General features: G+C 65.7%; 15 protein-coding genes and 5 pseudogenes. 13 read left to right on the top strand and 7 right to left on the bottom strand.

Annotation, left to right across the window (positions count from 1 at the left end):
* Positions 1–5 precede the first annotated feature (5 nt).
* Together M5I08_RS14240 and M5I08_RS14235 are read right to left on the bottom strand one after the other, a co-directional pair.
* On the bottom strand, positions 6–1,445 hold the full coding sequence (locus M5I08_RS14240; protein ID WP_219070309.1) for a recombinase family protein: 1,440 nt from the start codon (positions 1,443–1,445) through the stop codon (positions 6–8).
* Between the two features lie 138 nt (positions 1,446–1,583).
* A pseudogene (locus M5I08_RS14235) lies at positions 1,584–2,288 on the bottom strand (integrase); the annotation flags it as partial.
* 406 nt (positions 2,289–2,694) lie between these two features.
* Between M5I08_RS14235 and M5I08_RS14230 the strand changes: the two are divergent.
* The 9 genes and pseudogenes from M5I08_RS14230 to M5I08_RS27460 all read left to right on the top strand — a co-directional run.
* A pseudogene (locus M5I08_RS14230) lies at positions 2,695–2,907 on the top strand (IS110 family transposase); the annotation flags it as partial.
* A 716-nt stretch (positions 2,908–3,623) separates the two neighbouring features.
* Entirely contained in the window at positions 3,624–5,435 is a 1,812-nt protein-coding gene (ltrA, locus tag M5I08_RS14225; RefSeq protein WP_249762784.1) for a group II intron reverse transcriptase/maturase, read from the top strand.
* Positions 5,436–5,472: 37 nt separating this feature from the next.
* Positions 5,473–6,507: pseudogene (locus M5I08_RS14220) on the top strand (IS110 family RNA-guided transposase); the annotation flags it as partial.
* Positions 6,508–6,784: 277 nt separating this feature from the next.
* On the top strand, positions 6,785–8,197 hold the full coding sequence (locus M5I08_RS14215) for a condensation domain-containing protein (protein WP_370328486.1): 1,413 nt from the start codon (positions 6,785–6,787) through the stop codon (positions 8,195–8,197).
* 214 nt (positions 8,198–8,411) lie between these two features.
* Positions 8,412–8,558 (top strand): annotated as a pseudogene (locus M5I08_RS14210) (PE family protein); the annotation flags it as partial.
* A 15-nt stretch (positions 8,559–8,573) separates the two neighbouring features.
* Positions 8,574–8,726 (top strand): annotated as a pseudogene (locus tag M5I08_RS14205) (PPE domain-containing protein); the annotation flags it as partial.
* Positions 8,686–8,841 (top strand): hypothetical protein, encoded by a 156-nt coding sequence (locus M5I08_RS27470; protein ID WP_502213848.1) that lies wholly within the window; start codon positions 8,686–8,688, stop codon positions 8,839–8,841. The pseudogene M5I08_RS14205 and the gene M5I08_RS27470, both read left to right, overlap by 41 nt.
* Positions 8,842–8,859: 18 nt before the next feature.
* On the top strand, positions 8,860–10,029 hold the full coding sequence (locus tag M5I08_RS27465; RefSeq protein ID WP_502213844.1) for an FtsK/SpoIIIE domain-containing protein: 1,170 nt from the start codon (positions 8,860–8,862) through the stop codon (positions 10,027–10,029).
* Entirely contained in the window at positions 9,950–10,114 is a 165-nt protein-coding gene (locus tag M5I08_RS27460; RefSeq protein WP_219070809.1) for a PPW family C-terminal domain-containing PPE protein, read from the top strand. The genes M5I08_RS27465 and M5I08_RS27460 overlap by 80 nt, the downstream gene beginning before the upstream one ends.
* A gap of 19 nt (positions 10,115–10,133) precedes the next feature.
* Here the strand turns inward: M5I08_RS27460 and M5I08_RS14195 are convergent, their stop codons facing one another.
* Entirely contained in the window at positions 10,134–11,381 is a 1,248-nt protein-coding gene (locus M5I08_RS14195) for an ISL3 family transposase (protein WP_249762783.1), read from the bottom strand.
* A 295-nt stretch (positions 11,382–11,676) separates the two neighbouring features.
* Between M5I08_RS14195 and M5I08_RS14190 the strand changes: the two genes are divergently transcribed.
* A complete protein-coding gene (locus M5I08_RS14190; RefSeq protein WP_249762782.1) occupies positions 11,677–19,431 on the top strand; it encodes a non-ribosomal peptide synthetase in 7,755 nt (2,584 codons plus the stop codon).
* A gap of 277 nt (positions 19,432–19,708) precedes the next feature.
* A complete protein-coding gene (locus tag M5I08_RS14185) occupies positions 19,709–19,924 on the top strand; it encodes an MbtH family protein (RefSeq protein WP_219070362.1) in 216 nt (71 codons plus the stop codon).
* A 56-nt stretch (positions 19,925–19,980) separates the two neighbouring features.
* Here the strand turns inward: M5I08_RS14185 and M5I08_RS14180 are convergent, their stop codons facing one another.
* Positions 19,981–20,343 (bottom strand): hypothetical protein, encoded by a 363-nt coding sequence (locus M5I08_RS14180; RefSeq protein ID WP_219070360.1) that lies wholly within the window; start codon positions 20,341–20,343, stop codon positions 19,981–19,983.
* Positions 20,344–20,435: 92 nt separating this feature from the next.
* On the opposite strand from M5I08_RS14180, the gene M5I08_RS14175 reads away from it, so the two are divergent.
* Entirely contained in the window at positions 20,436–21,047 is a 612-nt protein-coding gene (locus M5I08_RS14175) for a cysteine hydrolase family protein (protein ID WP_219070358.1), read from the top strand.
* A 40-nt stretch (positions 21,048–21,087) separates the two neighbouring features.
* Here the strand turns inward: M5I08_RS14175 and M5I08_RS14170 are convergent.
* The 3 genes from M5I08_RS14170 to M5I08_RS14155 form a co-directional block, all read right to left on the bottom strand.
* A protein-coding gene (locus tag M5I08_RS14170) for an IS3 family transposase (RefSeq protein ID WP_370328484.1) occupies positions 21,088–22,523 on the bottom strand; the annotation gives its coding sequence in 2 pieces (ribosomal slippage) (positions 21,088–22,163 and positions 22,163–22,523; 1,437 coding nt in all).
* A gap of 100 nt (positions 22,524–22,623) precedes the next feature.
* The gene (locus tag M5I08_RS14160) at positions 22,624–23,022 is read right to left on the bottom strand and encodes a hypothetical protein (RefSeq protein ID WP_219070946.1); all 399 of its coding nucleotides are present in this window, start codon (positions 23,020–23,022) and stop codon (positions 22,624–22,626) included.
* A gap of 45 nt (positions 23,023–23,067) precedes the next feature.
* Positions 23,068–23,304 (bottom strand): hypothetical protein, encoded by a 237-nt coding sequence (locus M5I08_RS14155; RefSeq protein ID WP_249762779.1) that lies wholly within the window; start codon positions 23,302–23,304, stop codon positions 23,068–23,070.
* Between M5I08_RS14155 and M5I08_RS14150 the strand changes: the two genes are divergently transcribed.
* Positions 23,290–24,054 (top strand): hypothetical protein, encoded by a 765-nt coding sequence (locus tag M5I08_RS14150; protein ID WP_249762778.1) that lies wholly within the window; start codon positions 23,290–23,292, stop codon positions 24,052–24,054. The two genes, M5I08_RS14155 and M5I08_RS14150, sit on opposite strands and share 15 nt — an antisense overlap.
* Positions 24,055–24,119: the final 65 nt, after the last annotated feature.

Below are 24,119 nucleotides of genomic sequence, written 5' to 3'. Positions count from 1 at the left end.
GCGGGTTACACCCGCCACACTGGTCGTACCCGGTCGATGTCCAGGCGGCGCGAACCAGGTGTGCCCGGTGCAATCACGGCGTGATCCAGGACCGCTTTGACGATCGCCTGCTGGCGACCCAGGTCCAGATCAGCCCACCCGCTGCGCAGTGTCCCGCCGGTGCCGGCCAACTCGAACACCGCGGTCGTGTCCGTCGCCGCAGCAATATCGCGTCGGGCCGCGGTGATGCGGTCGGTGATCGGATCACGCGCCGCGATCCACTCCCGGGCGGTGATCGCCCCATCGGCATACAGCCCCGCCAACTCATCCAGGCGTTCCTGGTCGGCATCGACCTGGGTCGCCAACGCGGCGACATCCGCATCAGCGGTGGCTTTGCCCGCCAGCGCATCAGCGAGCTGCGCAGAGTCGAGCCGCGCCAACACCGCTTCGGTCAGCAGTTCCTCGACGGGGGCGGCGACCACCGTCAACCGGCCACACCCACCATGATCCGGCCCCTTCAAACACACATAGCGGCGGACCCGATTATCCGGATTGCTGTGCCGGGCTTGGGAATACAGTCGGTTGCCGCAGCGCCCGCAGCGCAACATCCCCGACAACAGATACGTGCGTGCGGTGCGGGTTTTGGTCACCGAACGCGCTGCCATCCGCGCCAGCACCCGATCACGCTCAGCGACGGTGATGATCGCCGGCCACACCGCCGCCCCGATCACCTCTCCGCGGTGCTCGCGCAACCCGGCGATGCGGCCCGAGGACAACACCTGGCGCACCGCGGTGGTCTGCCATGACTTCGCCACGCTCGGGGCGATCTGCGACTCGTTGAGCCAGATCGTCAACGATCGCAGTGATTGGCCCGCCAGATACCGGTCCACCATTTCACGGATCACGGCGGCCTCTGATTCGCGCACGGTGATCTTGTCGGCTTCATAGCCGAACGGGCGCGCCGAGCCATGCGGCAACCCGGCCTGCGCGTTCTGCAGCATCTTGCGGCGGATACGAGCCGACTTGCGGCCCGACTCCTTGGCGGCGAACGCCGCGAAAATCCGGGCCATGAACAACCCGTCATCATTACCCAAGTCGATGTCGGCGGTCACCGTCGCCACGTCGCGCACCCCCACCGACTCGCACAACGTGACGAACTCCTCCAACTCCACCGGACGCCGATGCAACCGATCCAAGTTGTAGACGATCACCGCATCCCGGGCACCCGACGCCAGATCAGCCAACATCCGCGCGTATTCGCGGCGTGGCTTACCCGAGAACGCCGACACATCGTTGTCCACATACTCGGCGCCGACCGGCCAACCCCGATCAGCGGCGAGCTTGCGGCAGTCCTCCAACTGCCGCGCCACACCCAACCCCGTCCCCTCCGCATCCGAGGAAATCCGGGCATAAATCGCCGCCGAGCACACCCCAACACGCTGACCAGCAGATTTCCTCGCAGACATGAGGGTAGATTACCAACATCTGACCTTCCTCGACTCTCTCTAACCACCCGGCTGGATTATGCCGACCTCGCAGACACTGAAGCCCTTGCCCTGCAATGGCAACCGCGGTCAGGTCGGCATAACCAGCAGGTCGGCACAATCGCTGTCGACGCCCAGGATCGGAAACGGCATCGCCGCGGCGATGTCGTCGAGCGCGGCGAGCACCCATTTACGGGCCTTATTGCGCACGCTGCGGTTCTCGGTCCACCCGGTGGCGATGTCGGTGACGGTCAGCGTGTAGGCGTGCTCACCAGCGGCGTTTCCGCCCTCGTGGCCGACCAGGTCGATCTCGACGAACCCCGGCCTCGCATCGTCCCAGTCGGCCCAGGTCCGGATCGGGATCTGGGATTTGAGCAGGGATCCCGGCTTGGTGCGGCTGCGGCCCTTGAGCTCGTGGCGCTTACGCTCGGGGGCCAGGCGGCGGTCGATGGTGGCCGCCGACATGGCGACCAGCAGCGCCGCGGTGTCGTCATCGATAACCAGCTCACCGAAACGACGCAACCGTTCCACCAACTCATCCAGGATCGGCGCCAACCTCTTGCCAGCCGGCATGCCCAGTGTTGCCCAACAGAAGATCAGCGCCACAATGACTTTCGAGCCGTACTTTGGTGGGCGCGGCGTCCGGGGCCTAACCACCTTCGGGCGCAACGCACCCTTGAGCGCCTTGCGGGCATGGTTGCGATGCCACCCGGTGGTGGCGCACAACTCGTCAAGAATCCGGCCCTTACCGGCCTTGTCGGCCCGCGCATAGCGGGTCGCGATCGTCTTCGTCACAGCCTTGCGTTGACTCATGGTCAGTCCCATCCTCTGGGCCTAACCAGCGATCCCTGCACCACCGGGTAGGCGCGCCGCACGCGCGCTTTCTCAGTTGAGGCAACGAAGAGGTCTACGCGCGCATTTTGGATGAGTCAACGGCCCCAGGGCGGCTTCGCCGTCCTCCGTGGAGGTTGAAAATGTTTCCCTGATCTCGCGTTGACGGGGGGTCGGGCCGCGCAGGATGTGGTGGTGCGTATCGCGGTCGACCCCGGTCGCTTTGTGGTGCTGCTGAGCCTGTGAGTCAACATGGTGGTGGAGGTAGAGCGGTTGTCCGCTCCTCGCGGGAACCGTGGATTGTTGCTTCGAGCACGTGTAGGAAACTTCTGTTTTTGTCGCCTCCCCGTGATGCGCACGCCGACAACAACTTTCATATGACGAGGGCAGGTGCAGTGGGATGGAAGTGATACATGCGAGGTGCGCGGGCCTGGACATTTCGAAGAAGGACGCCAAGGTCTGCATCCGGGTGCAGAGCGCGGGCAGTCGCAAGACCCAGACCACGGTCACGACCTGGGGGTCGATGACCAGCGACATTCTGCGGTTGCGTGACCACCTGGTGGCCGAGAAGGTGACCTGCGTGGTGATGGAGTCGACCGGCGATTATGTGCGACATGAGGGTGCATGAGTGAAGTAGGAGGCACCGTTTGGAGGTTCGGTTGATGCCGTAGGTGTAGTACTCGGGCCAGTGCGTAAGGGCCTGTCTCCGCCTCGGCGTGCTCTGTGGGTGACTGCGGGGTGCGAAGCCCGGGGTTCAAAGCCGAAGCGGTTCCCGTTCCATCCGGGAGCCGTGGGCGAGGAGAAGACCGGCGGGAAGCGGGGTCGCTTCCCGGCTCCGGGGCGGCATCCAGTTGTCCTGGGGTGATGGGTGAACGCGAGTGAACCCCCGATGACGCCTCGTGAAGGTGACCCCCGCCGATGGGATGTGTCAGCGGGGCCGTAGGGACTGGACGCTGGAAAGCGTCGGGTGCCGGCCGGAGGGTAATCGCCGGCCGGGAGCGCACCACCGTCCCCGGGGTAAAGGGGGCACCCTGCCCGGTCGAATCTTGTTCATGCGCAACATGACAACCCCGTTGGGGTCCGGTGGCCGGTGTCGCCGGTAGGCCAACCGTGAGGAAGGCGCAACTCCCCAGCGGGCGCAGGATGACCCAAGAAGCCAACGCCGACACGCCGAAAGGCGACGGGAAACCGGCAACCGCACGATCTGGCCCCTCCGCCAGATGGCTGGCGCATAACCGGTCGGATACGGGCGTGCCGCCCGGCCCGAAAGGGAGCTGACGTGGGTCGGGTGAGCCTGTGAAGACCAGACGATCGGAGACTCCAGAACCGATGGACAAGTTAGACACCGTGACGGTGAACGGACCTGAGGACGAGATCAGCGACTGGGACGCCGTGGACTGGCGCCGGGTCGAAGACGACGTACGGAGGCTGCGGCAACGAATCTTCACGGCGATGCAGGCGGGGGACCATAAGCGGGTCCGCAATCTGCAGAAACTGATGCTGGGTTCCCGCGCGAACGCTCTGCTGAGTGTGCGGCGGGTCACCGAGCTCAACGCTGGCCGCAAGACGGCCGGGGTCGACGGCAGGGTCGTGCTCGCGGGATGGGAAAAGGCCGAGATGGCCACCTGGCTGCAGCGCGACACCGCCACATGGCGGCCCCGACCGGTCAAGCGGGTGTTCATTCCGAAGAGCAACGGAAAACGGCGCGGCCTCGGGATTCCCGTGATTGCCGATCGGGCGCTGCAAGCGCTCACGGTCAACGCGTTAGAACCCGAATGGGAGGCCCGGTTCGAGTCCCGATCGTATGGGTTTCGGCCGGGTCGTAGCTGTCAGGACGCGATGCAGGCGATCTTCGTGACCGCACGCGGCGCGACCTGCAAACGCCTGTGGGCGCTAGACGCCGACCTGGCCGCCGCGTTCGACCGCATCGATCATGCCCATCTTCTCGCGCAGCTCGGCTCGTTCCCCGCGAAGGGAATGATCGCGGCTTGGCTGCGCGCGGGGGTGATCGATCAAGGTCGGCTCGCGCCGACCGAGGAAGGCAGCCCACAAGGCGGGGTGATCAGCCCGTTGCTGATGAACGTTGCCCTGCACGGAATGGAACAGGCCGCCGGAGTCCGCTACATCCGCACCGGCACCAACGCCGGCACGGCGCGGCCGGGCTCCCCAGTTTTGATCAGGTATGCCGATGACCTGCTAGCCCTGTGCCACTCGCGGGAACAGGCCGAACAGGTCAAGGCGCGGCTCACGGAATGGCTGCGACCTCGGGGTCTGGTCTTCAACGAGGACAAGACCCGCATCGTGCACCTCAATGATGGGGTGGACTTTCTGGGGTTCAACATTCGCCGCTACCGCGGCAAGCTGCTGATCAAACCGAGCAAGGCGGCCGTGAAACGGATCCGGGCACGGCTGACCGCCGAGATGCGGGCACTGCGGGGCCATAACGCCCAGATGGTGCTCATCCGGCTCAACCCGATCATCCGGGGGTGGTCGGCCTACTACCGGCACTGTGTGTCGGCCCGGGTGTTCAACGCGCTGGACAATCATGTGTGGAAGCTCACCGACAAGTGGGCCAGATTCACCCATCCGCACAAGGGACGACGTTGGATCGTGTCCCGCTACTTCGGTGCGTTCAACCGTTCTCGGCGGGACCGCTGGGTATTCGGTGACCGCGATAGCGGCGCCTACCTGGTCAAATTCGCTTGGACGGCGATCACCCGGCACACCCTGGTCAAGGGCTGGGCGTCCCCGGACGATCCCGCCCTGGCCGACTACTGGGCGGTCCGGCGCCGCCGCGGGAGACCCCCGCTGGACCGGACCCGGTCGTGGTTGATCGGCAAGCAGCGCGGGCGTTGTCCGCTCTGCGGTCAGCTGCTGCTGCACGCTGAGGTCGAGCCGCGACATCCCGACGAGTGGGAGCAGTGGATCACTGCTACCGCCAAGGCGATCCGCCGTCAGGCGATCGTCGTCGACTCGGGGTCAGAGTCATTGGGTTACACCGCGTTCCGTCTCATCCACACGCACTGCCGAAGCCGTCACCCAGACCGCATCGGCGTGCACCAGCACTCTGCTATCCCGACTGATGAGCCTTCGGGCTTGCTTGAGCCGGTTGCCTGGAAAGCGGGCACGGCCGGTTCTTAGGGGGCTCCGGCGCGGCGACGCGCCGGAGCTACCCGACTGGAAGCCGTTCTATTACGCGCTCGAGGACGCGTTGCCGGTGATGCTGGTCAATCCCCATGAGGCCCGTAACCGGCCGGGACGCAAGACCGACGTCAGCGACGCGGCGTGGCTGGCAGACCCCGCCGCACACGGGCTGGTTCGCGGGTCGTTCGTCCCGCCGCCGCCGATCCGTGAGTTGCGGGATCTGACCCGTGCCCGCACCGCCCTGGCCCGTGAACGGGGCCGGTTAGTGCAGAAGATCGAGAAAGTCCTGGAAAGCGCCGGGATCAAACTGTCGTCGGCGCCCAGCGACATCACCGCAGTATCGGGGCGGGCGATGCTAGAGGCGTTGATCGGCGGTTGCCGCGACCCCGAGGCGATGGCCGACCTCGCCAAACGGAAACTACGCCGCAAGATCCCCGAGCTGACCGAGGCGCTGGGCGGCCGGTTCACCGAGCATCACGGGTTCCTGATCCGGATGCACCTGGATCTGATCGATCAGCACACCCTGGCATTGGCGAGGGCGGAGGCCCGTATCGAGGAGGCAATGACACCTTTCACGGGAGCCCGGGAGCTGCTGTGCAGCATCCCGGGCTGGTCGACGAAGATCGCTGAGGTGTTCACCGCCGAGACCGGCGCGGACATGAGCGTGTTCCCCACCTCCGCCGAACTCGCCTCCTGGGCCGGGATGTCACCCGGAGCCAACGAATCCGCCGGCAGGGTCAAATCAACCAAGACCCGCCCCGCCAACAGGCGCCTCAAGGCAGCCGTCGGCATCGCCGCATCGGCTGCGGCCCGACCGGCCAACACCACGTTCTTCGGCGCGAAATTCCGCCGTATCACCGCACGGCGTGCACCGATGAAAACGATCGTCGCCGTCGAGCACGCCATGGTCACCGCGGCGTGGCACATGCTGGCCGGCGGCGAGTTCTACCGTGACCCCGGACCCGACTACTACACCCGACGCCGGCCCGAACACATCAAAGCCAACCCCGTCCGACAACTCGAAGCACTCGGCTACCGCGTCATCCTCGAGGAACCCGACGCGGCATAGACAAACACAAAACCGACCAGCCGTCACTGACCACGTGGCCGGTTACCGATGCCTGTGGTCACCAGCTGTGGTCACCTCAATTTTCGTAGGAACGCGGAAAATAGCCACGCGCCGGCAAGGCGCCTAAACTGGCACCCGAGTCGATGTCCGGGCTCTGACCTCTGACCGTCGAGGGGATAAGGGCCCTCAAAACCCAGGGGCGGGCCGTAAGAGCTGACAAGACTCGACCATCCGTACCCAGCAAACCGACCCGCAATTGATCATCGGAGGCTGACCGGTGCCAGTCCGAATACGTCCTGCACGCGCACCCTTGGAACGCCGCGCAACTAACGGTGATAGCTTGCCGGATAATCGGCTGTCGTTCATGGACCAAGCCTTGTTTTCCGCGCTGCGTGCCACTGGCCAGGCGGGAGTGATCCAGGCCGTATGGGTTTATGAGCACGCTGTCGACTTCGGTGGCCTGAGGCGTTTTCACCAGAATCTCGGCTATGGGTTATTGGGACGACGCATCGAGCGTTCGCCGCTGCCATTCGGCCGGCATCGGTGGGTCTTAGACCGGAGGCCGTCGGAACTCGATATCGCTGAGTGCGCTCGTTCGCGCGCTGAACTTGACGACTGGGCAGATGAACGCTCACAATTGCCCACCGATCCGGAATGGGGACCCGGCTGGCATCTCGGCGTCCTGCCACTGACGGACGGCTCGACCGCGGTCAGCCTGGTGGTTTCGCACTACCTGATCGACGGCCTCGGGCTCGGGCTCACGGTAGCTGATGCGGTCCGGGGCAACACCCGCGATCTGGGCTACCCTCCGCCGCGTTCGCGCACTCGACTGCGCGCAGTGGTTCAGGATGCCCGTGAAACCTCGCAGGACATACCCGAGGTTGCCCGGGCGCTGGTCGCGGCGGCAAAACAGGCCCGTCGTCGCGGGAAGGATATTGCCCGACCTCGAACTCCGCGACCCATCGACACCTTTGTAGGCGACGGCGATGAAAGTGTCGTCGTGCCGGCTATCACGACCTACATCGACCTGAGTGATTGGGATGCGCGCGCCAAAGACATTGGTGGAAACGGCAACTCACTGCTTGTTGGTTTCGCCGCGAGGCTTGGGGCGCGCATGGGGCGCCGACATGCCGGTGACGGCGCCGTCACGGTGCAACTTCCAATGAGCGACCGCACCGAAGATGATACGCGCGCCAACGCATTGTCGTGGGTGAGCGTCAGCATCGACCCAACGCGCGTAACGACAGATTTGCGCGACACCCGTGCCGCGATCAAGCAGACACTGACAATTCTGCGGGAGGCGCCAGAAGAGTCAATGCAGCTGCATCCGCTGGCCCCGCTCGCCCCGTTTACGCCGAAGCGGGCGATGAAACGGCTGGCCGATACGGCGTTCGACTACGCCAATCTCCCGGTGGGTTGTTCCAACCTCGGTGACGTCAACTCGTTGGTATGCTGCCTCGATGGCACCGAGGCCGAATACCTCACCGCGCGAGGGATTGAGCAAAACGTCACGCGACAGAGGCTTGAGCAAACAGGCGGGCACATGACTCTGGTGTCTGGGCGCATCGGCGGCAAGATCGGCATCACCGTCGTCGCCTACCAGCCCGGCGGCACGAACTCGAAGCCTCATTTGCGCGAGCTGGCGGCGAGCACGCTGGCCGAATTTGACCTGACCGGCGTGATCGCCTGATAGCGCACACCTTCTGCCAACTGGGCACGGCGGAACAACCAACGTTGTGGAATAGCGCGCCGTCTGCATCCTCGGGTGAATCGGCAGCACCGTCGTGGCTGGGTCGTCCTCGGTCAGCGACGGAAGTTGCTGCCGAGCCGCTTGGCGAAGAACTCGTCTAGCCGCTTGAGGGTCAACTTTCGACAATTTGTTGTCGATGTGGGATGGCTAGGGGACGGCAACTGGTTTCAGCGCTGCCCGCGGCGAGCAGGCCGCTGTCGCGGCTCAGGGCGTCGAGGAGTTGGGCCGCTCCGGGATTGCGGTTGGCGAATCCGGCGCCAGCTATGCGGTCGGCGGCGCCGCCGCAGCAGCGACGTACTGAATTTGATTGACCGCGATGAGCGGACCGATCTGGATGGCGTTTCCACCCGAGGTGCATTCGACGTTATTGAGCAGCGGCCCAGGACCCGGCCCGCTACTCGCGTCAGCGGCGGCGTGGAATTCGTTGAGTGCCGAATACACCGCCGCGGCCGACGAACTCAGCGCTTTGCCGGGACAACACCGATCAGTTCAGCACCCGAAATCCGTTGCTGGCCAAGGTGACCGAGCTTGTAAACGTCGGTTTGGCCTATGGAATCCACGTGGTCGTCACCACCCCCAGCTGACTGGAGGTGCCGCTGGCGATGCTAGACGGCCTGGGGCTGCGGTTGGAGCTGAAGCTGCATGATGCGCGCGACAGCAACGTGCGGGTGGTCGGTGCGCTGCACCGTCCGGCCGAGTCGGTGCCCGCGGACCAGCCAGGTCGCGGGCTGACCATGGCGGCAGAGCATTTCCTGTTCGCTCAACCCGAACTGGACCAGATCCCCGCGATCAACGCCCGCCATCCTGGCGTCACCGCGCCACCGGTGCGGTTGTTGCCGACCAACCTGGCGCCCGCCGCGGTGGGTGCGGCCTATCGGGGCGCGGACGGTATCGTCATCGGCCAGCGTGAAGAAGACTTGGCCGCGGTCGAACTCGACTTCGCCGAGAATCCGCTGCTGATGGTGCTGGGCGACACCAAGTCCGGTAAGACGACGTTGTTGCGTCACATCATCGCAACCATCCGCGACAATTCGACTCCCGACCGGGTTGCGTTCACGGTGCTTGATCGTCGGTTGGATCTCGTCGACGAGCCGCTGTTCGCCGACAACGAGTACACCGCGAACTTCGTCGGTTACGAGGCGTTCTGCATCCCTTTCGGATCCACCACCTGGCCACTGCTGCTCAGTTCCCCGGCCTGGCTCGGGCTCGTTCTCGGTCTGGTTCCCAATACGGCGGCGTCGTTGGCTGGGCCGGCGACCGTACCCGCGTTGGCCGGGCAGCCTGGACTGCCCGTCGGACAGGCTGGCGAGTTGCCCGCCGTCACGCTGGCTTCCGCCGGCGCTGCCCCGGCGACGACCGGCGGGTCGACACCGGGCGCCAGGCGCTGCGGCCGCCGGGGCACCGGCGGCCGCACCCGCCGCCGGCTTTGCCTATCTGGTGGGCGGTATCGGTCCCGACGGCGGACCCGGGCCGACACTGATCGACGGCGACGTCGACATTGCGCCCCGACAGGCTGTCCCCGCCGCGGCCGCGGTCGGTGCGGTGAGCCGCGACAAGGTGGGGGTACGGCGGCGTCGTCGGGCCGAGATGCGGGACCGCACCGACGAGTTCGCGGATATCGACGGTGGTTTCGCCCGAGGCGTGCAGTCGGAGCGGCCCCCAGTGCTGGCGTCGGATCGAGGCACTGGCCCGGTGGGATTCGCCGGAACGGCGCACAAGGACACCGCCGCGCCCGTTGTGGGACTCGCGACGCTGACCAGCAACGGATTTAATGGCGGACCAACTATGCCGATGGTGCCGGGGACCTGGTCGGAGACGGCCGGCGGCGAAGGGGAGGGGGATCAGGGGATCTCCTGACGTTTCCGTGGGTCGGGTTTCATGCTGCTCGGCCGGGTAGTGCGGGGCACAGGCCGCCGCGGGTGAGCATGGCCATGCCGATCAGCGCCTCAGGGCTGTGAAACCCGTACGCACGCTTGGTCAAGGCCCGCAGGTGGGTATTGGTGGCTTCCGAGCGGGCATTCGACAGTTGGTGGTCGAGGGTGTTGCCGATGAGCTCCTTGTGACGGCGGACGGTGCGGGCTACGGCGACGAACTCCGGGATGCGCGAGTGCGACGCCCAGGACAGCCAACCGGCCAGCAGACGACGGCCGTCGCGCCCTTTGACCCGGAAGACTTCGCGGAGTTGCTCTTTGAGCAAATACGCCCGATACAGCGTGGCGTTGGTAGCCGTGATTGCGGCCAGGCTGGTGCGTTGCTCACCGGTCAAGTCGGCCGGGTTCTTGCGCACCGCCCACATCGCATGCCGGTCGCGGACGCCGGCGCGGGCCATGGTACGCACCCGCACCTTGTCGAGGGCCTTGAGCGCCCAGGCCACGACATGAAACGGATCCAGGCAGATCACCGCGGCCGGGGCCCGGTCCCGCAGCACGGCGTGAATCCATTCCGCCCCATCACAGCTGACGTGAGTCAACGCCGCGGCACGTTCGGCGCCGAGCTGGTCGAAGAACCGGCCCAGGGTGTCTTTGTTGCGGCCTTCGGCGGCCCACACCAACCTGCCTGTCGTGTGGTCGATCACGCACGTCAAGTAGCGGTGGCCTTTGCGGTAGGCGATCTCGTCGATGCCGATGCGGGTCAGTCCGACGAGCAGGTCGTTGGTGTCGCGGCCATCGGCGACCACCCGGCCCACGATCGCGGCGATGGTGCGCCAGGCCACCCGCAAAAACACCGCGACCACACTGATGGCGGCATGCGCGCTCAGCCACGCGGCTGTGTCCTCAAACGCCCAGGTGTGGCGGGCGCCGGGCCGCGCCCAGGGCACATGCGCCACCACCACTCCATGCTCGGGGCAGGCTACCCGCGGTGCGGCGGCCTGCAGATAGGCCTTCGTCGTCCCCAGATCCAGGCTGCGCCAGCGCCTGATCGCGTCCCCGCCGTCATAGCCCGGACAGCGTTTCTGGCACCGCGAGCACCGGCTGGCCTGGTTTGCCTTGGGCCGCACCGCAAACACCAGCGCTTCGCTGGTCACCGGCCGTTTGCCGCGCGAAGTCTCGGTCTCGATCATCACGTCGTCGATGACCATGTCCTGGCCACCGAGGACCGTCGCGAATACCCTGGATTTGCGCAACGCCGTACACCCCTTCCGTCTTGAACCCGATTGCAGTCCAAAACGTAAGCAGGACACGGCGTTGCGCCCCAAAACCCCTGGTCACGAACCCACGACTATGGCAGAAGAGCCGGATCAGGGCTGCGGTAACGATAGTCAATTCGAGAAAGGGTTTCGTTCCTGAGTATGCTTGATGCTCATATTCCGCAGTTGGTGGCGGCGCCATTTTCGAAGCGGGGCGGTAACAGGGCGTGGCACCTTTGCAGCTATTCGGGCACAGCATGAAGCATGAGACTTGGAAACGAGGAGTCCTCGCGTGACTGACATCACCGACGCACACGTCGACGAGCAACGCCTAGAGCTGTTCTGCTGCAAACTTCGTGAGCGCGAACTGTCCCGTTCGGCGGTGCGATCGCAAAATGGAAGCGCGCAACTTTCTGACGGTCAGCGCCGTATATGGTTTGTGCAGTCGATCGATTTCACCAGCCCGCTGCTCAATGTTTGTGCGTCTTATCGGCTCACCGGTGTCGTCGACATCGCGCGGTTGCATCGGGCGATCGACGCGGTGGCGATCCGGCACACGGTTTTGCGCACTACTTATCACACCGACGCCGACGGTGACCCGCATGCAGTCGTCCACGACGAGTTACGACCCGGCTGGGCCGAGCACGATGTGTCAGGGTTGGCCGGGCAGGCTGGGCAGCTGAGGTTGGAGGTGCTGGCGCGTCGCGAATTTGGCCGGCCATTAGACCTGACCGCAGACTCGCCGCTGCGGATCACGGTGGTGCGTTTGGACTCCGACACGGTCATGCTGCTGCTCATTGCGCATCACATCGCGTGGGACGATGGATCGTGGGTGCCGTTTTTCACCGACCTGACCCGCGCTTACATCGACCCGGACGGTTTCGATAGCGAGGCGTCGCCGTCGGTGACTGGTGGGGCCATCGATACCCCCGACGAAGACCTGGCCTATTGGCGGCCGCTGATGGCTGACCTTCCTGAGCCGCTTGAGCTTCCGGGAGGCAACGGTTCTGTGGTGCCGAGCACCTGGCGATCAAAGCGCGAATCGTTGCAGCTTTCCGCGAGCACACTCGACCGGGCGTCGGCGCTGGCCCGTGAGAGCGGCGCTACCCCGTATATGGTGCTGCTGGCTGCTTTTTCCGTCCTGATCCACCGCTACACCCATTCCACCGACTTTTTGATCGCCGCGCCGGTGATCAACCGCGGTGCCGATACCAAAGACGCGATCGGCTACTACGGCAACACCGTACTGTTGCGCACTCAACCGCAGCGCTCGCAGACGTTCCGTGACGTACTGGCCCAAACCCGCGACATTGTGTCGGGGGCGTTCGCCCATCAGCGCGTCAACTTGGACCGGCTGGTGGCCGAGTCCAACCCGGATCGCCGCCGCGGCAACGAGCGAACGACCCAGGTCAGCTTTGGGCTGCGTGAGGCCGACGGTGCCGCGTTCTGCCCCCCCGGGGTACGGTGCGAACGCGCGGAGTTGCGGAGCCAATTCACCCCATTTCCATTGGGATTCATGATCGAGCTGTGCTCTAAGCCTGAAGCCGGCGCACTGGTAGAGGCCGAGTTTCTCGTCGAGGTTCTGGATGCGACGCTGGTGCGGCAGTTGCTCGACCATTACGCCGTCCTGCTGGCGGGCGCGCTGGCCGACCCTGACACCGAACTGTCGGCGTTGGCGCTGACGAGTACGCTAAACGCCGAGTGGCTGTCGCGAGTCGCGACCGGCGAGCAGTTCTCAATGCCGGCCACCACGCTGGGCGCACTGGTCAGCGAGCGTGCGGCAGCTTGTCCCGACGCGGTCGCCGTGGTTTACGAGGGCCGTCAGTACAGCTACCGTGAAATCAATGAAGAAGCTAACCGGTTGGCGCATTGGTTGATTGAGCGGGGTATCGGCGCCGAGGATCGGGTAGCGGTGCTGCTCGACAAGTCGCCTGAACTTGTCGTTGCGGCGCTGGGCATTCTCAAAGCTGGAGCGGTCTACCTGCCGATCGACCCAACCTATCCCGCGGACCGGCTCTCGTTCATCCTCGACGACGCCATGGCCAAACTTGTTCTGCGCGAACCGGTCACCTGCTTACAGCAGTATTCGAACAGCGACCCGGGTGTCGGTGAGCTGGTTCGCGGGCTGCGGCCGAGCAACACGGCCTACTTGATCTACACCTCCGGGTCGACCGGGTTGCCCAAGGGCGTGGCAGTGCCGCATGCGCCGGTCGCCGAGTACTTCGTCTGGTTCGGTAACGAATACCAAGTCGATGAGACCGATCGACTGTTGCAGTTGGCCTCTCCGGGCTTCGACGTTTCCATCGCCGAGATCTTCGGCACCCTGATTTGCGGGGCGCGGCTGGTGATTCCGCGGCCGGATGGATTACGCGACATCGGCTATCTGACCGACCTCTTGCACCGTGAAGGCATCACCTCGATGCATTTCGTGCCATCGCTGCTCGGGCTGTTTCTGTCGCTCCCCGGCGTCAACCAGTGGCGCACCCTGCGGCGGGTTCCGATCGGCGGGGAGCCGCTGACGGGTGAGATCGCCGATAAGTTCCACGCCACTTTCGACGCGTCGCTGTACAACTTCTACGGCCCCACCGAAACCATCATCAATGCCACCAGCTACCAGGTCGAGGGCGCCCAGGGCACTCGGACCGTGCCGATCGGCCGACCCAAGATCAACACGCGAGTGCATCTGCTCGACGACGCGTTGCAACCGGTGCCGGTCGGAGTGATAGGCGAAATCTACATCGGTGGAACACATGTGGCCCGCGGTTACCACCGCAGACCGGGTTTGACCGCGGAGCGCTTTGTCGCCGACCCGTTCACGTCGGGCGGGCGGTTGTACCGCTCCGGTGACTTGGCGCGGCGCAATGCTGACGGGGATATCGAATTCGTCGGACGCGCCGACGGGCAAGTGAAGATCCGCGGTTTCCGAATCGAACTCGGCGAGGTCGCCACCGCGATTTCGGTCGACCCCGGCGTCGGACAAGTCGTCGTGGTGGCCGCTGACCTGCCGCAGCTGGGCAAGCGGCTGGTGGGTTACCTGACCCCGGCCGCAGGTGGTGGCCGGGCCAGCGTCGATGTCGACCGGATCCGAGCGCGGGTGGCCGCGGCGCTGCCGGACTACATGACGCCGGCCGCCTATGTGGTGCTCGATGAGATCCCGATCACCGCGCACGGCAAGATCAACCGCGATGCCCTGCCGCAGCCGCAGATCGCGGCTGCGGCAGCCGAATACCGCGAGCCGACAACAGCCACCGAGCGCCGCATCGCCGAGCTGTTTTCCGGGCTGCTCGGCCACGCCCGGGTAGGAGCCGACGACTCGTTCTTCGCCCTCGGCGGTGACAGCATCCTCTCCGTTCAGCTGGCGGCGCAGGCGCGTGCGGCCGGACTTGCGGTCAGCCCGCGGATGGTGTTCGAGCATCGGACCGTGCAGCTGCTAGCCGCCGCGGTGGAATCGGCGAGCGCAACAGACACCGACATACCTGCCGAGCCAGATACCCGACACGCGCCGATGAGCACCTCGGGGCTGTCGGCCGAGGATCTGGCCGCGGTGACCGCATCCTGGCTGTCACGCCCGGGCGACGATGCGGGCCGTGGAGCAGCCCGAGGAGAAGCCGGGGCCATCGGAGCGAGGCAAACCTTCACCGCCACCGAAACCGTTGCACCACCAGGTATCGAGGATGTGATGGCACTCAGTCCTTTGCAGGAGGGGCTGTATTCGCTGACTGTGCTTTCTGGGATGGGCGATTTTCCCGACGACGGGCTGGTCGAGGATCCGTACCTGATTGGGATGGCCGCCGACATCGCCGGTCCACTTGATGTCGAGCTGCTCAAAGATTGCGCGGCAACGATGTTGGTGCGCCACCCCAACCTACGGGCTAGTTTCGTCAGCCGCGACATCGCGCGCCCGGTGCAGATCGTGCCGTCGCGTGTCGAGGTGCCGTGGCGACACATCACCGCCGACTTCCCGGATGTCGAAGCGCTGGAGGCCGAAGAACGCAGTCGGCTTTTTGATTTCGAGCGTGCACCGGCGATCCGTTTTTTGCTTATCGAATTGCCTGATGCCCGATGGCGGTTTGTGGTCACCGCCCATCACATCGTGATCGACGGCTGGTCGCTGCCAGTGTTCGCCAGGGATCTGATCACCCTGTACGCGGCGGCCGGCAGGGTTGACGCGCTGCCCGCATCGCCGCGGCCGTACCGAGATTATATCGGCTGGTTGGCCGGCCGCGACCAATGTGCCAGCGAACGGGTTTGGCGCGAACATCTGGCCGGCATGCCAGGCCCGACGTTGTTGTCGGCGGCGCTGGCGGCTGAAGCGCCTGGTGCTGCACTGCCGCGGAGCACCGAACTGCGCAGCGACCGACAGGTCACCACACGCCTAGTTGAGGGCGCCCGCGCGCGCGGGATCACCGTCAACACTTCGATGCAGATGGCCTGGGCCCTGGTGCTGTCGCGGTTGACCGGCCGCAGCGATGTGGTGTTCGGGGTTACCGTGTCGGGCCGGCCGGCCGAGCTGGCCGGCGTCGAAACTATGATCGGGCTGTTCATCAATACCGTGCCGTTGCGGGTACGCCTCGAGGACGACGGTGTTACCGGTGCGCAATGTCTTGCGCTCCAACGGAATGCGGCGATGCTTCGAGAACACAGCTACGTCAGCCACGCGAAACTGCGCGCACTCGGCGGCGTCGGTGAGATGTTCGACACCTTGCTGGTCTACGAGAACTTCCCAACCGCGGGACTGGTCGAGCGTGGTGAATTCAGCGCTGGCGGTGTGACGTTCCGGCCCGCCGGGTTGAAGAGCGTGTCACATTTCCCGGTCACGCTGGCCCCTCACATGGCCGACGCGGGGCTGGTCATGATGGTCGAGGTGATCGACGGTGCGCTGGGCGCGACGACCGGCGCGATGCTCGGCCGCCGGGTGCTGGCCACCGCGCAGCGGCTGCTGTCGATGTGGGATCGGCCGCTGCGCGAAGTCAGCGTGTTGCTCGACGACGAGGCGTCGCCGCACCGTGCCGCCGGTACGCTGCCGGTGCGCTTCCCACCGGCAGCCGGCGTCCACACGAGGTTCGCCGCGGTCGCCGAAGCCCACCCTGACGCCGTCGCTCTGAGCTGGGAGGCCGGCACGATGGACTATGCCGAGCTCGACGCCGCGGCTAACCGGTTGGCGGCGCTGCTCAGGGTCTACGGAGCAGGGCCCGAAACCCCGATAGCGATAGCGCTTTCCCGTGGTCCACAGTATGTCGTCGCGATGCTCGCAGTGCTTATGGCCGGCGCCGTATGCGTGCCGCTGGAGCCCGGGATGCCCGCGGATAGGGTGGAGTCGATTCTGCGCCAGACCGGCGCGAGCATAGTCGTCAACGACGCTATGCTGGCCACCGCCGACCAGCAGCGGCCCGACCACTTCCAGCCGGTCGACGTGGATCCTCGGCAGGCCGCCTACATAGTCTTCACCTCCGGCACCACCGGAGAACCCAAGGGTGTCATCGGAACTCACGTCGCGCTAAGCACCTACGCTGACGACCACATCGACACCGTGCTGCGGCCCGCCGCAGCACGGTTGGGTCGCCCGCTACGCATCGCGCATGCGTGGTCGTTCGCGTTCGACGCTGCCTGGCAGCCGTTGGTTGCGCTGCTTGATGGTCATGGGGTGCACGTCATCGATCAGCACACCCAGCGCGACGCTGAAGCGCTGGTGCACACCGTCGTCAAACACCACATCGACATGATCGACACGACCCCGTCAATGTTCGCCCAACTGAGAGCTTTTGGTTTGCTCACGACCGCGCCGTTGACGGTGCTGGCGCTGGGTGGGGAAGCGATCGGCGTGCCGACGTGGAAAGCGATCCGCGCCGAGTGCGACCGTACTTCGATGGCGGCCTACAACTGCTACGGCCCCACCGAGACCACCGTGGAAGCGGTCGTCTCCGCCATCGCCGAGCACGACGAGCCGACGATCGGGCGCCCGACCCGGCACACTCGCGGCTATGTGCTGGATTCGGCGCTGCGTCCAGTGCCCTACGGGGCGACCGGAGAGCTGTATTTGGCCGGGGCACAGCTGGCGCGCGGCTACCTCGGCCGCCCCGATGAAACGTGTACTCGATTCCTCGCCGACCCGTTCGCGACCGGCGAGCGGATGTATCGCACCGGCGATGTTGTGCGACGCCAGCCAGAAGGCTCGCTGCAGTACCTGGGCCGCGCCGATGCGCAAATGAAGATCCGCGGCTACCGCGTCGAACCCGGCGAGATCGCCGCCGCCCTGGAGTCGCATCCCGCGGTGCGGCATGCCCACGTCCTAGCCCGCCAGCAACACGGTGCTCCACGGCTGGTCGCATGTGTGGCCGCGAACGGCGCGGCACCCACAGCGGCCGAGCTGTGCGGCATGCTCACCGCGCGGCTGCCGCGCTACATGATTCCGCAGCGCATCGTTGTGGTCGACGAGATCCCGCTGACCGCCAACGGCAAGCTCGACGAAACCGCGCTAGCAGCTATCGATGCCGCTGCCGCGATGGGGTCGCGACCCGAGACCCCGACCGAATCCGCACTGGCCGAGCTGCTTGCAGAAATCCTGCATAGCACGCAGGTCGACGTGACCACGGATTTTCTGCAGCTCGGGTTGGATAGCATCGCGGCCCTGTCGGTGGTGCAGGCAGCCCGTCGCCGGGGCATCGGCCTGCGGGCCCGGCTGATCCTGGAGTGTGGCACCATCCGCGAACTGGCCGCCGCGATCGACGCCCAAACCGCGAGCATCGCCCACGAAGCGGCGGCCACTACCGGACCGATCCCGTTGCTGGCAGGCGCCCACTGGCTCTACGAATACGGTCAGCCCCGCAAACTCGCCCAAACCGAAGCGATCCGGCTGCCGGCCGGCATCACCGGCGAACAGCTGCGCAGCGCGCTGACCAGCATCGTCGAGGGTCACGAGGTGCTTCGCTGCCAGCTGGACCGGGCCACCATGAGCTTGCTCCCGACACCGGCCACCGATTTCCTCACCGTCAGCGAAGTATCCGCCGATCTAGGGGAGGAGGTCGCCGCGCACGCCCAAGCAGTTCTGCAGCGACTCGACCCCGAACGCGGCGCGCTGCTGGCGGCGGTGTGGCTGCAAGTCCCGAGCGGACCGAGTGTCCTGGTGCTGGCCGCCCACGTTTTGGCGATGGATCCGGCGTCGTGGCGGGTGGTGCTGGGCGAACTCGACGCTGCCCTGCACGCGTTGCGCGCCGGCCACACACCTGCGCCGGTTGTTGAGCACACCAGCCTTCGACACTGGGCGCGGGCGCTCACCGAGCGTGCCGGCCGTCTGGACACCGCGCCGTTTTGGCTCTCCCAACTCGATGGTGACGACCCAGATCTCGGGGCTCGGCGAGTGCGCCCAGACCGCGACCGGGCCCGTGATTTGATCGTCCGAGCGGCGGTCACCGACGCCGACATCACAAGTCAGCTTCTAGATTCGGGCCTGCCGCTGATGCACCTGCTAGTCAGCGCGGCGTCGCGAACTGTGACCCAGTGGCGGCAGCGCCGCGGCCAGCCCACGCCGGCTCCGCTGCTGGCGCTAGAAACCCACGGCCGGGCCGACGCCCTCTTCGACGGCACGGACGAAACAATCGATACCACCGACACGGTGGGACTGCTCAGCGCCATCTACCCGCTGCGGATCGACTCCGCCGATCCGCGTGGGGTGGGAGAGCGGCTGGAAGGCATCCCCGGCAACGGACTCGACTACGGGCTGCTGCGCTACCTGCGGGCCGACACCGCGCATGCGCTGCGCAGGTTCGCCGGGCCGCAGCTGCTGCTGAACTATCTGGGCCGCGCTGACCTCGGCACCGGCGACGCCGGGTTGCAGCTGGGCCGTGAGTTGCTGGCCGGGCTACCACCGGTGCCCGAACCCGGCCTGGCAGTGCGTCACGAGCTGAGCATTCTGGCCACCCTGCTGGCGGTCGAGGACCGGCTGGTTCTAATCACCCAGTGGCGGGCGCTACCCGACATTCTCGACGACGCGGACCTTGCTGCACTGCAGGCACTTTGGGCCGAAGCCCTACGGGAAATGGCATCATGACGCCCTCTGTGTCAACCTTAGGGTTGAAGTCAGGCGGCTTCGGCGGTGCTGAGGTGCGGTTGGGCGCCGCGGTGCGGGGTGGGGTCGTAGGGGGTTCCGTTGAGCCAGCAGCGCCACATGACGCGGACCCAGGGCGCGGGCAAGGATCCGCACCGCGTGGGGACAGTTTTGCCGGAGGCGCGGGCGCGTTTATAGATGTCGGCGGTCCGCCATCCCTGGGCAATTCGAAGCCTACGGCCGCGGGCAACAATCACCCTCCAGGAGGAGTAAGGAAGCGATGAGCGCCAATCCCTTCGATGATGACGCCGGCACCTTCGTCGTGCTGGTCAACAACGAAGACCAGCACAGCCTATGGCCGACCTTCGCCAACATTCCGGCCGGCTGGCAGCAGGTCTACGGCGAAGCCCCCCGCGCCCAGTGTCTGGAATATGTCGAACAGAACTGGACCGACATGCGGCCAAAGAGCCTGCGCGAGGCGATGACCCCGCGCTAGAGGGATCAAAGTGCTAACCTGCGACGCCGCCGGCCTGCCGACCCTGTTGAATCACGTCAAGATGCGCGCGAGGACTGAGTCGTTGCCTCATCTGCGGATGCGCGCGTAGGAGCCGTGCTCACAGGGGCCTTGCTCTTGGGTCCGGCCTTGCCGGTGGTGATCGTCAGGAGCTCGGTTGTCAGGGCCTGGATATGGCGTTGCACGGCGGCGGGGTTGATGTCGGCGTAGGTGTCGGCCAGGACGGCCTTGTCGTCATCGCTGACCGCTTCGTGGCGTTCGGCGCGGCGGTACGGGGTGGTCGCCCGGTCGTACTTCTTGGAGACTTTCGCCCCGACACGGACCTTGGAGACGAGCTTTTGTTGGGGGTAGAAGTAGTTGGTCAGCAGTGACTGCAACGCCCAGATCTTGTTGAGCAGCAACAGTTCTGCTGGTGTGTCCGTAGCGCTGCGGAAACAAGCGATCGATTGTCATTCTTTCAAACGGCGTCAATGCGGTTTCGTAAGCTGGCGAGATGTCGTCGTGGATTGAGCCGCACCTCGAGTCGGCTGCGGTGCTGACCATCGACGTGCAGGTCGACACCCTCGATGGGGGAGCCCTCGAAATCGCCGGCACCTCGGCCGCTGTACCGCGAATCGCGCAGCTGTGCCGCGCATTTCGCGACGCCGGCCACCCGATCGTGCACATCGTGCGGCTCTACTCAGCCGATGGAAGTAACGCCGAGCCCGTACGCAGGGACCTCGTCAGCGGCCCGATACCGATGCTGCGGCCCGGCACGTCAGGGCGACTGCTCGCCGCCGGCCTCACACCGGGCCCGGTGGTCGAGTTCGACGATGACCTTCTGCTATCCGGACAAGCGCAGCACGTCGGAGAGCACGACGTCATCCTCTACAAACCTCGCTGGGGCGCCTTCTATGGCACCCGCCTTGAGCGACACCTTCAGGCCCATAACATCGACACCGTTGTGGTAGCCGGATGCAACTATCCGAACTGCCCGCGCACCACGATCTACGAGGCCAGGCTGCCAGCTGCAGGGACCACGAGCGAGCCGAGGTCACCGATGCCCTCTTCGTCAGCCATGAGCAGCGACCATAACGACCCTTATCCCGACGCGCACAGAGATTGATGAGCCGGCCGGAACATGTCAAGGCCGGTGAGACAGTTTCTTACGCGGATTTGATGAGTGCTTCGGGGGTTGGCTGGTTGATCCAGGCGATGGTGGGCAGTTTCGGCGGGGTGGGCCGGCGATGCCGGAACCTGGCGGGGTTGGCGGCATAAGCCGCGTCGAGTGTGGCGGCGCGTTGGGCCTGTACCTGGGTTGCGGTGCCGTAGTGCACCGAGGCCGCGGTGTGTAGCGCGACGCCGCTGTGACGATGTTCATGGTTGTAGTAATCGAAGAATGCGCTGCAGAAGGCGCGGGCGTCTTCGATCGAGCCGAACCGGCCCGGGAACGCCGGGCAGTACTTGAGGGTCTTGAAATTGGCCTCCGAGTAGGGGTTGTCGTTGGACACGTGCGGGCGGCTGTGGCTGCGGTCCACACCCAGGTCGATCAGCAGTTGGGCGACCGGCTTGGAGGTCATCGAGGTGCCGCGATCAGCATGTAGAGCCAGTTGACCGGGTTCGATGCCGTGGTGGGCCAAGGTGTCGTCGATGAACTGCTTGGCCAGCTCGCCTGTCTCGCTGGCAGCGAGGGTCCAACCGACGACGTAGCGCGAGAAGATGTCGATGATCACATACAGCTGATAGAAGATACCACGTTGTGGCCCTTGCAGTTTCGTTATATCCCACGACCAAACCTGGTTCGGCGCGGTGGCGATCAACTCGGGTTTCTTGCGCGCCGGGTGGGTGCGCTGACGGCGCCGCTCCCGGTTCTCCCCAGCAATGGCCAAAAGCCGGTACATGGTGCGAATCGAGCACAAGTAGATGCCGTCGTCGAGCAGGCGCGCCCACACCTGCGCCGGCGCCAGGTCGCAGTACTCGGCCGATCGCAGCACCGTCAGGATCTGCTGGCGTTCGGCCTCGGTGAGCTTGTTCGGCGGCTCGGGCCGCCTCCGCGGCGCCGGCCGCGGTGCTGGGTTGCGGCGCCGATAGAGCGTGGCCCGTGATGCACCCAGCAATTCACACGCCCGCTTGGTGGACGTCGCCGACTCCAGGGCGGGCAGGTGCTCGCCGATCACGGCTTCGACTTCGGCTCGAAATCCGCGCTCTCGCAGAGCATCTCCAAGAGCGCGTGTGCTTTTCCCGTGATCTCCAGGGCTAGCTTGGTCCGGTCCAGCTCGGCCTGCAATTGCTTGGTGCGCCGCCGCAGCTTGTCCAGCTCCACCTGCTCAGCGGTGCGTTTCGACTTGCCCTTGGGCGTCAGCCCGGCACGGGCACCGGCATCACGGGCCTTGCGCCATTCGGCGATGTGCGAGCTGTACAGGCCTTCGCGGCGCAGCAACGCACCACGCTCGCACGAGCCGGCCGGCAGGGCGTCGTACTCGTCGAGGATGCGGGCCTTGTACTCGGCGGTGAACGTGCGTCGCCGAGCCCGAGCACCCGGATCCGGCGTGCTGTCCACTTGGTCAGTATCGGCGCACCCCTGCAGGGATGCGATCGTCATAGTCACGGAGAATGGTGATCCTGTCTCGCCCTGTAGCGATGATCGGCTACTGCTGCTGTCTCACCTAACCCTGTCACACAGGGGGCTGCTCTTAGTTCAGTCAATAGGTGTAGGCGGGGTCCACGCCGATCACCGCGATACCGCGGCGTGACGCCATCGAGGTGAGCCGGGACCTGAATTTCCGTGTGGGGATGCCGGCCACAGTGCGGCGCAGCCGCTTCCCGCGGCGTCCTCGGCTCAACGTCTCACGGCCCGTGCAGCGAGCATCGGCGAAGTCGAGGTTTTCCACCACGATCGCGGCGCACTGGTGGTGGACGGCGAGGTCGAGCAACGTGGTGATCGCGGCCCGGACCCGCCCATCTCGCCGCGACGCCCGCAAACCGGCGGTGTCGATACCGATGGTGACCGGTGCCCCGACCGGGTTACCCGAAGGGTCTAGGACACGGGGGTTCTCCAGTGTTTTCCTTACAACGCCAAGCTGTGTATCAACGGCGACCATTGGGCCCAGCGCCAAGCGGCCAAGGCCGGCATCGGATTCACCGCGCTAGACAACGGGTTCGCCACCGTCGATGATCCCGCCGCGCCGCAGGCGATCTGCGATCGGCTCGGCGAAGAGCAGATCGACGCGCTGCTGCGCAAGCGGCTGGCCATCCCGCCGCACCCGTTCACCGCGAGCGACCGGGCCGCGGGCTACCGCTACGAGCTCTCGATCCTGCAGGCCGAATTCTCCTTGACCCAGATGCTGGACAAACCCGTGGCGGGCCGGATGTTTTTCGAACACGTCATCCGCGACAACCTCGGCATCGGCCGCCCCGACCAGGTCGCCCTGGTCTTTAACCGACGCATCCACCGCCGCGGCCCCCGCGCGACACCGGGGCCGTTTCGCACCCGGGTGATCACCCAGGGCGTGACCCCCAGCCCGCATGTGGACTACAAGCACACCCGAATCACGCAGTACCACAAACAAGGGAGAGCGCTACGCACCGAAACCACGATCAATGACGCCACCGACTTTTCGATCGGCAAACGGCTGACTAATCTGCCCGCGCTGCGGGAGATCGGCTTTTCCGCCAACCGACGTCTGCTGCACGTCCAACGACTCGGCCACGACCCGATCACCGGCGCCGCCGCGCTCGATGCCATCACCGGGGCTATCACCACCGCCACCGGCGCCCGCATCCCCGGACTACGGCTGGCCCAGCGCCGCAGCCACGCCCTGCTGCAGGCGCTCCTAACATTTGGCTGCCACACCAACGGCTTCACCAACGCCGATCTGCGCGCGCTCACCAGCGAGCTGCGCGGACTGCCACCCGGTGCGGTCACCGCCGGGCAGATCACCTATGACCTGCGCCGACTCAAATCCCACGGCCTGCACACCGCCCACTTCCTGACCTGCGTGCACGACCGACTCCCGCCCACCGGCTTGGCGCACCTCACCGACCACACATGCGCGCCACCTCTGCAGGCAGCTTCCCGCGCCTACAATAAGGCTCTCGAAAACCTCAGCAACACACCATTATTCGCTGCTTAAGCCCAACCATCTGACCCAGTACGTCAAACTTGACTCAAAATTCCGGCTGTGCCGGATCTAGCGAA

It is taken from the genome of Candidatus Mycobacterium methanotrophicum (genome assembly GCF_023515995.1).
Taxonomy (GTDB): Bacteria; Actinomycetota; Actinomycetes; order Mycobacteriales; family Mycobacteriaceae; genus Mycobacterium; species Mycobacterium methanotrophicum.
This window is presented reverse-complemented; position numbering and strand designations above follow the sequence as displayed.

Bases quoted from the DNA above. Each gene is read 5' to 3' on its own strand.
- M5I08_RS14160 (WP_219070946.1), bottom strand. From the start codon at position 23,022: ATGGTCGCCGTTGATACACAGCTTGGCGTTGTAAGGAAAACACTGGAG.
- M5I08_RS14240 (WP_219070309.1), bottom strand. From the start codon at position 1,445: ATGTCTGCGAGGAAATCTGCTGGTCAGCGTGTTGGGGTGTGCTCGGCG.
- M5I08_RS14185 (WP_219070362.1), top strand. From the start codon at position 19,709: ATGAGCGCCAATCCCTTCGATGATGACGCCGGCACCTTCGTCGTGCTG.
- M5I08_RS27465 (WP_502213844.1), top strand. From the start codon at position 8,860: ATGCTAGACGGCCTGGGGCTGCGGTTGGAGCTGAAGCTGCATGATGCG.
- M5I08_RS14150 (WP_249762778.1), top strand. From the start codon at position 23,290: ATGTTTTTCGAACACGTCATCCGCGACAACCTCGGCATCGGCCGCCCC.
- ltrA (WP_249762784.1), top strand. From the start codon at position 3,624: ATGGACAAGTTAGACACCGTGACGGTGAACGGACCTGAGGACGAGATC.
- M5I08_RS14175 (WP_219070358.1), top strand. From the start codon at position 20,436: ATGTCGTCGTGGATTGAGCCGCACCTCGAGTCGGCTGCGGTGCTGACC.